At 71.7% G+C, this 13,252-nt stretch carries 12 protein-coding genes; 5 read left to right on the top strand and 7 right to left on the bottom strand.

The annotated features are described in order from the left end of the window. A partial coding sequence (locus VHU88_19750) for a hypothetical protein (protein ID HEX3613932.1) occupies positions 1 to 201 on the top strand: 201 nt, incomplete at its 5' end. Here the strand turns inward: VHU88_19750 and VHU88_19745 are convergent. Next, positions 181 to 957, bottom strand: a complete 777-nt coding sequence (locus tag VHU88_19745; protein ID HEX3613931.1) for a class F sortase — start codon at positions 955 to 957, stop codon at positions 181 to 183. The genes VHU88_19750 and VHU88_19745 overlap by 21 nt on opposite strands. Beyond that, complete coding sequence (locus tag VHU88_19740; GenBank protein ID HEX3613930.1) at positions 954 to 1,418, bottom strand: hypothetical protein; 465 nt, start codon at positions 1,416 to 1,418, stop codon at positions 954 to 956. The genes VHU88_19745 and VHU88_19740 overlap by 4 nt, the downstream gene beginning before the upstream one ends. A gap of 174 nt (positions 1,419 to 1,592) precedes the next feature. On the opposite strand from VHU88_19740, the gene VHU88_19735 reads away from it, so the two are divergent. Both VHU88_19735 and VHU88_19730 read left to right on the top strand, forming a co-directional pair. Further along, a complete protein-coding gene (locus VHU88_19735) occupies positions 1,593 to 1,973 on the top strand; it encodes a hypothetical protein (GenBank protein HEX3613929.1) in 381 nt (126 codons plus the stop codon). A gap of 138 nt (positions 1,974 to 2,111) precedes the next feature. Continuing rightward, positions 2,112 to 3,407, top strand: coding sequence for an ABC transporter permease (locus tag VHU88_19730; GenBank protein ID HEX3613928.1), 1,296 nt, complete (start codon positions 2,112 to 2,114; stop codon positions 3,405 to 3,407). A 66-nt stretch (positions 3,408 to 3,473) separates the two neighbouring features. Here VHU88_19730 and VHU88_19725 read toward each other — a convergent pair whose 3' ends face one another. After that, on the bottom strand, positions 3,474 to 5,030 hold the full coding sequence (locus VHU88_19725) for a hypothetical protein (GenBank protein ID HEX3613927.1): 1,557 nt from the start codon (positions 5,028 to 5,030) through the stop codon (positions 3,474 to 3,476). A 234-nt stretch (positions 5,031 to 5,264) separates the two neighbouring features. On the opposite strand from VHU88_19725, the gene VHU88_19720 reads away from it, so the two are divergent. Further along, the gene (locus tag VHU88_19720) at positions 5,265 to 6,008 is read left to right on the top strand and encodes a S1C family serine protease (protein ID HEX3613926.1); all 744 of its coding nucleotides are present in this window, start codon (positions 5,265 to 5,267) and stop codon (positions 6,006 to 6,008) included. 12 nt (positions 6,009 to 6,020) lie between these two features. Here VHU88_19720 and VHU88_19715 read toward each other — a convergent pair whose 3' ends face one another. Together VHU88_19715 and VHU88_19710 are read right to left on the bottom strand one after the other, a co-directional pair. Continuing rightward, positions 6,021 to 7,790, bottom strand: coding sequence for an LCP family protein (locus VHU88_19715; protein ID HEX3613925.1), 1,770 nt, complete (start codon positions 7,788 to 7,790; stop codon positions 6,021 to 6,023). A gap of 269 nt (positions 7,791 to 8,059) precedes the next feature. Continuing rightward, positions 8,060 to 9,418, bottom strand: a complete 1,359-nt coding sequence (locus VHU88_19710; GenBank protein ID HEX3613924.1) for an alpha/beta hydrolase-fold protein — start codon at positions 9,416 to 9,418, stop codon at positions 8,060 to 8,062. A gap of 269 nt (positions 9,419 to 9,687) precedes the next feature. Between VHU88_19710 and VHU88_19705 the strand changes: the two genes are divergently transcribed. Continuing rightward, positions 9,688 to 10,383, top strand: a complete 696-nt coding sequence (locus VHU88_19705; protein HEX3613923.1) for a hypothetical protein — start codon at positions 9,688 to 9,690, stop codon at positions 10,381 to 10,383. A gap of 15 nt (positions 10,384 to 10,398) precedes the next feature. Here VHU88_19705 and VHU88_19700 read toward each other — a convergent pair whose 3' ends face one another. Together VHU88_19700 and VHU88_19695 are read right to left on the bottom strand one after the other, a co-directional pair. Continuing rightward, positions 10,399 to 11,640 carry an SMP-30/gluconolactonase/LRE family protein gene (locus tag VHU88_19700; GenBank protein ID HEX3613922.1) on the bottom strand — a complete coding sequence of 414 codons (1,242 nt, stop codon included), beginning with the start codon at positions 11,638 to 11,640 and terminating at the stop codon, positions 10,399 to 10,401. A 218-nt stretch (positions 11,641 to 11,858) separates the two neighbouring features. After that, on the bottom strand, positions 11,859 to 13,252 hold a 1,394-nt coding region (locus VHU88_19695; protein HEX3613921.1), incomplete at its 5' end, for an HlyD family efflux transporter periplasmic adaptor subunit.

The raw sequence follows: 13,252 nt of genomic DNA, 5'->3' as shown, positions 1-13,252 counted from the left end.
GCCGCGAACGGCACGGCGGGGATGACCGCGGTGGCGTTGGCCCCGGATCTGGGTGAGCGCTACCTGGACACCGTCTACCAGACCAACTGGGTCCAGGAGCTCTACGGCCAGGACGTCCTGGACAACATCGACGAGACGCCGGCCGCGCAGCGCGCGGTCAGCCGACGCAACGCGGCCGCGCTACGCCGCCGCGCCGGCTGAGTCCGGATCCTGCGCGTCGACGTCGGATCGCTCCGGCGTCGGCGTGGCTGAACTCGTGGGCGACGCGGTGGTGCTCTCCAGGTCGGCGAACACCACCGTGTTGCCGCGATAGCTGTGGGACGCGGCGTCCCAGTCGCCGCAGGTGATCAGCCGCAGCGCGGGCTGGGTCGTCGGTCCGTAGACCGCGTCGGTCGGGAAGGTCGCCTTGTCGAACTCGGCGACGGCGGTCACCAGGAATGTGTCCACCACGCCGTCGGCGCGCTCGACCTTGATGTGGTCGCCGTAGTGCAGGCTGCCGAGGCGGTAGAAGACTGCGGCCCCGACGCCGGGTGCGTCGACGTGGCCCAAGATCACGGCCGGGCCCAGGTCGCCGGGCTGCGCGGACCACTTGTACCAACCCGCGTCGGTGGGCACGGCCGGGACGCCGATGGTGTGGTCGGGGTTCAGGTCGAGGGTGTCGACGGGGGCATCGACGCCGATCCGCGGGATCCGGACGCGCAGCGGCGCGGGGGCCGGGGTGGAGATGTCGGAGGCGTCGGCTGCGGCGGCGGCCTGCCCGGCCGGTGCGGCATCGGGTGGCATCCACTGCGGTGCGTTGAGCGCGTCCGGCTGCGGCGGCGGGTCGGGCCGCTGCAGTACGGCCGCGGCGATCGCTGTCGCGCCACCGACGGCGAGCGCCCAGGTCAGAGCCGACGCGATCAGCCCCGAGCGGAGGCTGAGGCGCCGGCCCTGGCGGGCCTTGGGGTCAGTGGTCACTTATTGCTGTCGGTGCGCCCGGACTGGCGGCGGGCGAACCGGTAGGTGACCCCGGAGGCTGCGATCAGGCCGGCTCCGAACAGCAGCAGGCCCTCGTGGGACGAGCCCTGGGTCGAGCCGGAACCCGTGCCCGCGCCGCCCTTGGGGGTCTTCGCGGCCGAGCTGCTGGGGCTGCTGGTGCTCGAGGGGTCGGCGTTGGAGGAGCTCGAGGATGAGCCGCCGGGGTCGGAACCGCCCGAGGAGGAGCCGCTCATCGAGCCGCTCATGCCGCCCACCGCGCCGGGCACGCCGCCCGTGCTCGTGTTCTGGCTGGTGCTGCCGCTGGAGTGCTTGTGCGCAGTGGCCGACGGGGACGGCGAGGGGCTCGGGCTGGCGGCGGAGGCCGCGACCGGCGCGACCGCCGGGACGGCCACGATTCCTGCGATCAGCGCCGCCCGGAGGAAGCGAGTGTGGCTGGCCATTGAGGTACCTGCCTTCCTGCGGGCCGGGACGGCCCGGTCGTGGCTGTGCCCGGTCGACTCCAGCGAATCCGAGCGTTGTCCGGGTTCGTCCTGCCCGATGCCGGTAAGGACACACCCGCCCAAATGTCACGAGCAGGTAATTCCGGGCGGCCGGGCCGGCTACGATCACGGCTCGTGGAGGAGAATAAGGCACTGCACCTCACCGACCTGCTGCGCGACCGCGGGGTCGACGCCCACGTCGAGTCGAGCAAGGGCGGCATTCACGGCTACGGGGTCCGCGTCGACCTGCACGACGGCCGCCAGGCGATCTGGGGTGCTGCCCGCACCACCGCGCTGGAGGCCGAGGTGATGCGCGACGGCGTCCTGGTCGGGTTCCGCGAACCGATCGAGGGTTCGGAGAACTTCACGCCCGAGCAGATGGTCGAGGCGATCGTGGCCACCGACTGGTCCGACCCGATCGGGCACCGCACCGCCAGGCCCGTCCCGGTCGCGGCCCCGCTGCGCCGTGAGGGCGGCTTGTTCCGCCGATTTCTCGGCGGCTTCCGCGAGCAGTGAGGTTCAGGCACCTCGGCGTATGAACTGACGGCAAGGCGCGTGCGAAGCCTCGGCCAAGTCCGGCGGTTCTCATCTCGGACAAACCCTGACGAACCTACGCTGGCGGTGGGGGGCCGAAAGACGGTCGAAGGACGTCGGATGAGGTTCCGGGAGAGCTTCAATTTCGCCTGGCGCGGGATCGTCGCGAACAAGATGCGCGCGCTGCTCACCATGCTCGGAATCGTGATCGGCATCGCCTCGGTCATCACCCTGGTCGCGGTGGGCACCGGTTCCAACCGGGCGGTGGCGGCCTCGATCGCCCGGCTCGGGTCCAACACGCTCAACGTCTCGCCGATGCCGACCGGCACCGGCGGCCACGGCAGCGCCTTCCAGCAACAGCTTCGCCGGATGCTGGGCATCAAGCAGAAGGCCGACAACAACACCCACGACCACGAGTCCTCGCTGACCTTCGCCGACGCGGCCGCGCTGCTGAACCCGGCCGACTGCCCGGATGTGGTCGCGGACTCCCCGAAGGTGATCGTGCACACCGTGGCCACGATCTACCTGAACTCCTCGCACACCACGCAGCTGTTCATGGGCTCGACGCCGAACTACCTGGACGTCGACAACGACACGACTTCGGCCGGGCGCAACTTCACCCAGGCCGAGTACGACAGCCACGCCCGCGTGGTGATCATCGGGACCAGCGTGGCGGCGGACCTGGCCCAGGGCGACCCGGCGGAGCTGCTCGGCAAGGACGTGCGGTTCAACGGCCAGGCGTTCCGGGTCGTCGGGATCCTGGGGTCCAAGGGCTACTCGGGTCAGTCGGACCTGGACGACAAGGTCATCGCCCCGGCGACCGCGACCGAGGACGCGCTGTACGGGTACCACGTGCCGGGCACCGGGCAGCTGAGCTCGATCGCGGTGCAGGCCGCGTCCGCGCAGACCCTGAGCCAGGCGCAGCGCGAGGTCCAGACGGTGATGGACAAGCGCCACAATGTCTCGGCGGCCAACACCGACGTGATCGTCTACAACGCCGCCTCGATCCTCGCGGCCGGTTCGGAGTCCAGCCACACGCTGACGATCCTGCTCGGCGCGGTGGCCGGGATCTCCTTGCTGGTCGGCGGGATCGGCGTCATGAACATCATGCTGGTCTCGGTCACCGAGCGGACCCGGGAGATCGGCATCCGTAAGGCGATCGGCGCGAACCGGCGGGACATCATCAGCCAGTTCCTCGGCGAGGCGGTGATCCTGTCGATGATCGGCGGCGTCACCGGGGTGCTCATCGGGTTCGTCTGCTCCCGCTTCACGATCGTCGGCGTGCAACCTGTCGTCGCACCGTGGTCGGTGATCATGGCGCTGACGGTCTCGCTGTTCACCGGGCTGTTCTTCGGCCTCTACCCGGCCGCCCGGGCCGCGGACCTGAGGCCCATCGACGCGCTCAGATATGAGTGAGCCGCGCCGGTGAGTTCACGGGCGCGGCATCACCGGTGAGCAAGGTTCGGTCGAACTGAGTACCCGTCAGGAGTGCGGCCGGGCCGTGCGCAGCACGGTCACCGCGGAGGTGGTGCTCGTCGCCGCGGACACGCAGCTGGGTCCACCCGCCGTGGGTGCGCTGATCTTCGGCAGCTCCGGGCCCGGGGTGGCTGAGGCGGTGGACAGGCGCCGGGCCCGCCGGGCGACCAGCGCGGCCGAGGCCGGGACGGCGCTCGGGACGACCCGACGGGCGGGCGCACCCGGTGCCGGGGTCAGGCGCACGAACCCGGGGCCGTCGGTCTTCTGGCTGGGCTCGAGCGCTCGGGTGGCGCCGCCGGCCACGACCGGGCGCACCGGCCGCGACTGCGGTGCCGGGACGACGACCGGCGCGGTCGAGAGGGTGATCCGGGCCGGTGCGGCGGTGACGGACGCCACGGCCGGGGTCGGCATGACCGGCCGAGGCGTCACCGAAGCAGCGGCCACCGGGGCCAGCGGCACCGGCGCCCGGGCGGGCGCGATCGGGGTGGGCTCGACCGCGGGGGCGGCCACCGGCTTGACGGCGACCGGCTCGGCCCGCCTGCTCGCAGCCGGCTTGCGGGTGGCCGGCTTCGCTGCCGGTTTGGCAGCAGCGACTGCTTTCGCTGCCGGTTTGGCGGCAGGGGCCGGCCTGGTAACCGTCGGCTTGTCGGCAGTGGCGGCCTTGGCGGGCCGCACCTTGGGCTCTGCCTTGGCGGTCGAGGACTTCGCGCGGGAGGCCCGGGCGGGCTCGGCCGGTGCGGGCACGCCGCGGAGGCTCGTCAGTTCGGCCTTGAGCAGTTCCATCGAGGAGCCCAGCTCGGCCATCGCGGTGTCGGTCTCGGCCTCCAGTCGGGCGGCGGCGCCGGCCGCCTCGGCCACGACGGCGTCGGCCTCGGCGGTGGCAGCGGTCCGCAGTCGAGCAGCCTCCCCCTGCGCGTCAACGTCGATGCGGCGGGTCTCGGCCCGGAGTTCGGCGACGGCCGCCTCCAGCGCGCGCCGCCGCTGCGCGGCGATGGCGCGGCGGTCGAGCACCTTCTCCTTGTTCGCGTTCAGTTCCCGCACGGCCGCTGTGGCGCAGGCGGTCGCCCGGGTCCGGGCTCGGGTCACGATCAGCTCGGCCCACTCGTGGGCTCGCTCGATCGCGACCTCATCCCGCTCGATCCGGGCCGCCGCCCGCTTCCGGGCCAGGGCGACCATGCGCGCTCCGGACTCCACGGCGGTCTCGTTCACGTCGGCGATCTCGACGTCCAACCGGTGCAGGTCGGCCGCCACCTCCGCGCGAGCCACGGCGCGTGCCTGTTCGGCCTCCGCGGCCGCTGCCGCGGTCGTCGCCCGCGCGTCGGCGTACGCCCGGCGCAGCATGGACTCCGCGCGGTCGAGTGCGGCCAGAGTGTCCGCCTCTCCCGCGAGCCTGGTGCCACCGACCTCGCCGATCTCGGTCTCAAGAGCACCGGCCTGCGTCCGCAGCGCGCCCAGTTCGGCCACCAGGCGCGAGATCGAGGACTCGACGGCGGCTGGGGCGTACCCACGCTGGGCGATCTCGAAAGAAGTACTGGTGGACGGAGTCACCTGGTTGGACTGCATGGGCGATCCTTCGACGGAGTGGCTCGGTTACGCGGCCCAGCTTGGTGCTGATGTTGTGTGTGTGACAATTGGGACGAATGATGTTTTTGAGGAAACTGAGTCGCTTGGGAAAGCCATTGCGGTTCCTGGAGGCGAACCGGGTCGCCTCGTGGCCGGGGCGGGGCGGGACCGCGCGCGTGTCGCAGGTGGCCCGTTCCGGGCGCCTGATTCGATGACCCACGGGGAGGTGGCGCTGTGCTGCGCTCGATGCTGGTGATCTCGGTTGCGATGACTGCTGTGGCCGTTGTGCCGGCCGGTCCGGCCGCGGCGGTGCACAAGCCCGACCCGGCCGCGAAACGCGCCGCGCAGGCCGTGATCCCGGGCCTGGTCTACATCCAGTCGCAGTTGTCCGACGGGGTGATCGTGGGCGGCACCGGGATGGTGCTCACGCGCGGCGGCGAGGTCCTGACCAACTACCACCTGGTGCACGACGAGGTCACCGTAGGCGTGTTCGATCTGGGCGACCACCGGGTGCACCACGCGCATGTGGTCGGCGTCGACGCGACCCACGACGTGGCGGTCCTGCAGATCGAGCAGGTCCGCGACCTGCCGATCGTGCACCTGGCGCACGACCCGGCCGAGATCGGCCAGGCGGTGGTCGCGGTCGGCAACGGCGGGGGCCGACTGGGCGAGCACCCGGGGCGGATCACCGGCACCGGCAGGACGCTGACCGCGCAGGACCCCGAGGCCGGCCCGGAGACGATCAGGGGACTGCTGCAGACCGACGCCCGACTCACCCCGGGGGACTCCGGCGGCCCGCTGGTCGCCACGACCGGTCCGGACGCCGGCCGGGTCGTCGGCATGGACACGGCCGGGCTGTTCGTGCGCCACGGCGAACGGACGACCCCGGTGGCCGGCTACGCCATCCCGATCGAGCGGGCCCTGGAGATCGCCCGCCGGATCGAGGACCGGGCCTCGACCGACCAGCACGAGGCCTGACCCCAAACCGCGTTAGTCCTTCTGGGGGACCAGGTGGGACTCCGCGTGGTGGACGTGCTTGTGGTGGTGCTGGGCCGGCGCGGCCACCGGCGGCGTTTGGGGTGTCGCGGGTGCAGCGGCCGGCTCGAGCATCGGATCGGTCTGCGCGCCCGACGGGTCGACCGCGGGCTCGACAGCGGGGTCCGCCGCCGAAGCGGGGTCGGCGGCCACCGCCGGGGTCACGACCGCAGCCGTGGCCGGGGTGGGTGTCGGCGTGCTCCCGGCCGGGTGCGGTTTGACTGCGGCGTCTGCGCGGGGCTTGGGCAGGCCGCTGCAGATGTCGGTGTCCGCGGTGCGGCCCGCGGAGGCCGGCAGTGCCGCGGCCGTCGGGGCCGGGGTCGGGTCGGCGGCGTCCGGGGTGCTCGTGTCGGTGGCGGAGTCGGCGGTCGACTGGGCGACGGGGGCGGCGGCGGGCGCCAGACCCTGGAAGTCCATCCCGATGGTGAGAGTCAGGCCCGGCGCCTTACCGGTGGCCGGCTCGTCGACGACCGGTCCACGCAGCACCGACTTCAGCACTGCGGCCCCCTCATCGGCGGTCAGGCCGGTCGGGGATCCCGGCGCGGCCTGGCCGAGCCCGCTGACGTGGAAGCCCAAGCGGCGCAATTCCTTCGCGATCGCCGCGGCCTGTCCGCGCCGGTGGGTCGCGTTGAGCACCCGCACCGAGACCGCCTCTGCACCCGGGACCGTGGCCACCGCGGCGACCTTCGGCGCGGGCGCGGCCACGCGATGCACGGGGTGCAGGGCGGCCGGCTCGATCGGGTGGTCGGCGGCCATGTCCCGCCAGATCTCGTCGAACCCGGGTTGCGCCGGCATGACCCGGTTGCGGTTGTTCGGGTCGTCGGTCGTCGGGGCGGTGATGAACGTGATGTTGTGGGTGGTCAGGCTGCGCAGTTGCCGGGCCAGCGAGACCAGCTTCGGGATCGAGCCCAGGCCCGGGTCGACGGTCAACGACGAGGTCGCGGCGTTCGCCAGCTTGTAGAGCGTCACCGGGTTGCTCAGTGTCCCCGCGCTCTCGACCTTCTGGGCCAGCGAGGACATGAACACCTGTTGCATCTTGATGCGGCCGAAGTCGCCGCCGTCGCCGACGCCGTGGCGGTCGCGGACGAACGCCAGCGCCTGCTGGTCCTTGATGGTGTGGTGGCCGGGGGTGAGGTCGAGCTGGCTGCGCCAGTCGTGGATCCCCGGCTCCGGCACGCAGACGTCGACCCCGCCGAGCGCGTTCACGATGCCGCGGAAGCCGTTGAAGTCGACCCGGATGAAGTGATCGACCCGCATCCCGCTCATGTGCTCGACGGTCGCCACCGCGCACGACGGTCCGCCCAGGTTCATCGCCAGGTCGAACATGTCGGCCGGCGAACCGGGGATGGTGCGGCGCTCGTCCTTGCGGCTGGCGCACTCCGGGCGGGCGACGATCAGGTCACGAGGGATCGAGGTGACCACCGCGTGCTCCCGGTCCGCGGACAGGTGCACGAGCATCGCGGTGTCGGAGATGTCGGTTCCCAGCTTGCTGCCGCCGCCGAACGCGCTGCCGATCTGGCCGTCCCGGGTCTGCGAGCCGAGCACCAGAATGTTCTGGCCGGTGCTGGCCGCCGCCAGGGGTCGCGCCCCGACGACGTCGATCGTCTCGACGTTGATGTTGCCCGCAAGCTTCAGGTACAGCCCGCCCGCGCAACCGCTGACCAGGGTCAGCGTGGTGGCCCCGCAGACCACGACCTTCCCGCGCCGGGTGAGCCGGCGCCACAAGCCCCTTGGCTTGGGACGAGCAGGCGCCGGGACCCGTCGGGCCGGACCACCGGGGCTGCCCGACGACCGGCCGGCTCCCGAAGGTTCATGCCTGTGGGATCCGGTCATGCCGCCCCTTTCCGCCCCCGCGACGGAGTCTGGAGTGATTTCAGTACATTTCTGTGACACATAGTTTTGGTGTTGCGGAAGATGAAGTTGTGGCGACGCGCCGTAAAAGAACCGCTCCGGTCATTGACCGGAGCGGTGTGTGGTTGCCTGTGTGCGGAGAGCTACGGGTTCGCGGGTTGCGGCGGGTTGGCCTGGGCATACAGGTGCGCGGACAGCCAGGACAGCGCATAGGGGATCTCCCGGCCCCAGGCCTGGAAGTTGTGGCCGCCGCTGGGCAGCAGCAGTTCGTCGGCCGACATCGGGGTCTTCACCGCGGCCAGCAGCTGCTGGTTGGCGGCGTAGCCGTCGTTGCCGCCCTCGGTACGTGAGGTGCAGGCGAGGATGGCGGTCTTCGGCATCGGCTTGTGGGTGAGCAGCCAGACCAGGTTGTTCTGGTTGCGCAGGTTGGTGCTGCCGAAGATGCCCTGGGTGGTCCGGTCGGTGGCCGGGGAGTAGTAGCCGGACAGCATCGCGGCCCCACCGAACCGGGACGGGTCGGTGATCGCCATCTTGGCCGCGCAGTAGCCACCGGTGGAGTCGCCGATCGCGCCGTAGCCGGTCGGGTTGAGCGTGAACAGCTGGCTGACCGAGGCCGGCACGTCGTTGGTGAAGAACGACAGCGCCTGCGGCCCGCCCGGGACGTTGCTGCACTCGGTGTCCCACGGGAACGTGGGGGCCGGCTGCATCATCACCATGACCATGTCGCGGGCCGCGCCGGTCTGGATGGCGGACAGCAGTCGATCGGGGTACTTCAGGTTCGAGACCAGGTGGCTGGCGGTGCCGGGGTATCCGGTGAGCACCTCGAGGACCGGCAGGCGGCGGGCCGCGTCGCCGGTTCGGAAGTAGGCCGGCGGCAGGTAGACCAGCACGTTCTCGGACAACTTGGTCGGGCCCCCGCCGACCTTGGTCTCCACGATCGCGCCGCGCGTCACCCACTGGTCCTGCGACGACCACGAGGTGGTCTTCCAGGTCGCGGCCGCCGCCGGGATCTGCGGGTCGCCGGCGTAGTGCGGCGCTCCGGTCGGCGTGACCACCCCACCGGCGGGCGATGCGGCACCGAAGTGGTGCGAGGGCGCGGTCAGCGGGGTGGTGGAGCTGAGCCCGAAGATCTCCGACCAGCTGGAGTAGAAGTCGCCGTAGTCGTTGGCCACGATCCCGACGAACATCACGCCGGAGAGCTGGCAACCGATCACCAACCCGAGCCGGGCCAACCGGATGCGCAACGTGCGGGAGCCGCGCATGGCGAACCGGAACCGCTTCCAGCGTTTCGGGCGGCGCCGCGAGGCGCGCTCGGCGGCGACGGGCTCCGTCGCCTCCGAGGTCGTGGCGTCCGAAGTAGTCGCGTCCGGGACCGCGGCGCCCTTGGTCGACGCGCCTTTGCGAGCCGGGCGCAGGCCGTCGCCGAAGCGCAGCGCGAGCACCGGCAGCAGCACGGCGGCGAGCAGGGCGACCAAGGTCGTGGGGGTTCCGGACGGTCCCATGTGATCAATCTTCTCCCAGTCCGGGCGCCCCGGTTGCCGGCAGGGAAATTCGGCGAGTTCCATTTGCTGTCCGGTGACGCCGGCTTGAGCGTCGGACCCCGGTCGGTCCAGGGGGGCTGGGTCGGCCGGGGTCCAGACCCGAGTGTGAGGGCGCCCCTTTGGCCAGGGCTGGGCCGGCGCTTCCGTGGCGCTGTGCGCGGTGGACGAAGACTTTCCGGCGGGCTTGCCTTGTCTGCGGCATTCCGCACACGATGTAGCGGTTTCCTGCGATGGAGGACGGTGCCGTGGCCCGCAAGGACTACGACGACACCGCGCTGCCCGGCCCCGACGGCAACCATCCGAACGCGGCAGGGCACGCTCTGATCGCCCGCACCATCGACACAGTGCTCCCCGAGGGGACCGGGATGAACTTCGCAGGCACGGCCCGCTCGGCCGCCCGAACCGGCGCCGTGGGCTTGGTCGTGCTGATCGCGCTGACCGGTTGCGGCTCCACCACCACGACCCAGGTCACCGGGGCGCCGTCGCTGGCGGCCTACCGCACGTGCCTGCAGGAGCACGGCGACACCTCGCGGATCGCGGTCTCGGCCACCGGCGAGCCGTCGCCCTCCGCCAAGCCGGTCTCGGCCTCGACGGTCCGCAGCGCCCGCAAGGCCTGCGCCGCGCTGCGTCCGCCGGGGTTGGCGCTGCATCCGGGCGGGTTCCGGCCCTCGTCCCGCAAGCGGTTCGAGGACTGCATGGCCGCGCACGGCGTGCCGTTGCCCAAGCCGACCGTTTCACCAGCCCCGATCCCGTCGGAGTCTTCACCGGCCCCGATCCCGTCGGAGTCCCCGGAGCCCGATGCCCCCCGCGGCGGCATGCTCAGCGGCCTGGACCGCAACGACCCGAAGACCGCCGCCGCCCTGGACGCCTGCCGCGGCGTACTGCTCTCCCCGACGGCCAGCGCCGCGCCGAGCGCCGGCCCCTGACCCGCCCGTGGTGAGTCAGCGCAGGATGCCGGTGTGGCCCAGTGAGTAGCGTCCCGGCTGCGGCCAGAAGCACAGCCCGTGCGGGCCGGGCCCGACCGGGATCTTGTGCAGCAGCTTCCCGGTGGCCGTGTCGATGACGTAGACCACCTTGTTGTAGCGCCCGGTCAGCCACAGCTGGGTTCCGTCGACGTTGAGCCCGCCCATGTCCGGGCTGCCGCCACCGGGCAGCACCCACTTGCCCGTGACCTTCCCGGTGGCGAAGTCGAACAGCGAGATCGTGCCCTCGCCGCGGTTGGTCACGTACATGGTCTTCGAGTCGCGGCTGACGTAGAGGCCGTGCGCGCCCTTGCCGGTGTCGATGAACCCGGTGACCTTGAAGTTGTCGCCGTCGAGCACGAACAGTCCGTTGCGGTCCATGTCCGCGACGTACCAGGTCTTGCCGTCCGGCGCGATCTTGACGTCCTGCGGCATCCCGCCGGGCAGTGCCAGGGTCCCCAGCAACTGGCGCTTGGCCACGTCGATCTTCAGCATCATCGGTGTGAACTCGCAGGACACGATCATGTAGCGGCCGTCGGGGGAGAAGTCGGCGTGGTTCACCCCGTCGCAGGGCACCGGCACGACGTCCTGGACGGCCATCGTGTGCGGGTCACGGAACACGATCTGCTTGTCGGCCGAGGCCATCACCACCGCGGACTTGCCGTCCGGGGTGAAGTACAGGTTGTACGGGTCGTGCACGTCGACCGACTGGCCCACCTGTCCGGTCAACGCATCGATCGGGGTCAGCGAGTTGCCCTTGTCGTTGTTCACCCACAGCGTCTTGAGGTCCCAGGACGGGACGACGTGCTGCGGGTTGCGTCCGACGTCGTAGGTGTGCAGGACCTGGTAGGTGTTCGGGTCGATCTCGGTCAGCGTGTGCCCGTCGGAGTTGGGCACCCAGACTCGGGGCGTGACGTTGGCCAGGATCGGTGCGAGCATCCCCGGCCCGTCGGCGGCGTAGAGGTCCTGCGGGTTCAGCGGCGCCGGCATCCCGGGCAGCAGGCCCTGGGACGGAGTCGTCGCCGCGCCGCTGGTGGCGGCCGTGGTGGTCGAGGCCTCCTGCGTGGTGGGCGCGCTGGCCTGGGCACTGTGGTCCGAGGGCGCCCAGTGGGCGAGCATCGTCGCGGTCGCGACGATCAGGCCGAGAGCCGCGCCGGTCGACAGGCGGGTTCGACGCCGCGGGTGTATGCCGCGTTGGCGACGGCGATGGGTCCGCGGCATCAAAGTCGGTCTCCTGCGGGGTGCGGACGACACACGCCTCGCGAGTCGCGGGGCCGCGCCGCAGCGGGTTGTCCGCCGTCAACGAGAACGGCGGACCAGGGTCTGGCCCCGAGGAGCCTTCCCCTGATCCGCCATCCTCTACCCGCCAGGTGCGTTCTGCCTGCCGGATTTGCCGTTTCGCGCCCCGAGCGACGTGTGTCGTTTGCCCTTTTTGACCGTCAGCCGCCGCGCTTGCTACTCGTGGCGCCGCCACCGGTGCGGGTGCCCCCGGCACCGCCGCCGAAGCCGCCACCGCCGCCGGCGCCGCCACCGCGGGAGAGCTGGTTGGCGGTGACCGAGCTGGCCGGGACCGCCTGGGACGGGTCGGCGATCTCGACGACCTGACCGGTGGTGACACCGGAGAGGATCTGGGTGCTGGTCGCGCCGACGGCACCGGTCTTGACGGTCGCCTTGGTCAGCTGGCCGTTCTGGACCAGCGTGACCGTGCTGGTCCCGTTGGTGCCGGTCGGGATCAGCGCCGAGTTCGGCAGGGTCAGCACGCCGCTGACCGAGGCCAGGGTGATGGTGACGTTGGCGGTCGCGCCCTGGATCAGGCCGGAGCCGGGGTCGGGAACCATGATCACGACCGGGTAGGTCGGGGTGTTGCCGGATGACGCGGGCAGGATCCCGATGCTGGAGATTGTGCCGTCCGAGGCGGTGCTCGAACCGTCCGGGGTCACCGTGGCGGCCATGCCGGACTTGAGCTTCTGGGCGGTGGCCAGCGGGACGTCGACGGTGACCTGCACGGCGCCGGTGCCGAGGATCGAGGCGGACTGCGAGGTGCCCTCCACCGCGCCCTTCGTGTACGGCAGCGCGCTGATCACCCCGTCGATCGGGGCCTTGAGGGTCGCCCCGGTCACCGCGTCCTCGGCGCTGGTCACGGAGGTCGTGGCGGCCTCGACCGCGGCCTGGTCGACCGCGACGCGGGCATCGTGCTGAGCCTGGGTCGAGCCGCCCGATCCGCCCTTGCCGGTCGAGCCGGTGGAACCGGACTTGGCACCCGTGGCGCCGGTGGACCCCGTCGCACCGGTCCCGCCGGTGGACCCGGTCATCGCCTTGACCAGGTTGGTCTCGGCGGTCTGCAGCTCGGTGTTCGCAGCGGTCACGGCCGCCTGGTCGGTGCCGAGCTGGTTGGCCAAGTCGACCATCTGCGTCAGCGCCTGCGAGCAGGTCTCGTCGTCGGCGGTCTTGGTGGCGGTTGGCGTTGCGGTCGACGAGTCCGTCGGTGCGCCCGAGGGGCTTTCCGTCGGTTGTGAGGTCGGCTCGGTCGTCGGCGCAGTGGTCGGGGTCGTGCTCGGCGTCGTGGTGCTCGTGTCACAGAGCTGCTTCGCGGTGGCGGCATCGGACTGCACCAGCGGCACGTCGTTGGTCACGGCGGTCAGGAAGTAGTTGATGTTGGCGATGCAGTTCGCCAGTGACAGCTGCGAGCCGGTGGCCCCGGTCGTCCCGGTGGCCCCGGTCGTCCCGGTGGCACCGGTCGTCCCGGTGGCACCGGTCGAGCCGGTCGCCCCCGTGGCGCCGCCGATGGCGGTGGCCCCGGTGGCCAATGCGCATCCGGTCGCGCCGGTGCTGC

Source organism: Sporichthyaceae bacterium (assembly GCA_036269075.1).
Classification (GTDB): Bacteria; Actinomycetota; Actinomycetes; order Sporichthyales; family Sporichthyaceae; genus DASQPJ01.
Note: the sequence above shows the minus strand (reverse complement) of the source record. Positions and strands in the feature narration are given on the sequence as shown.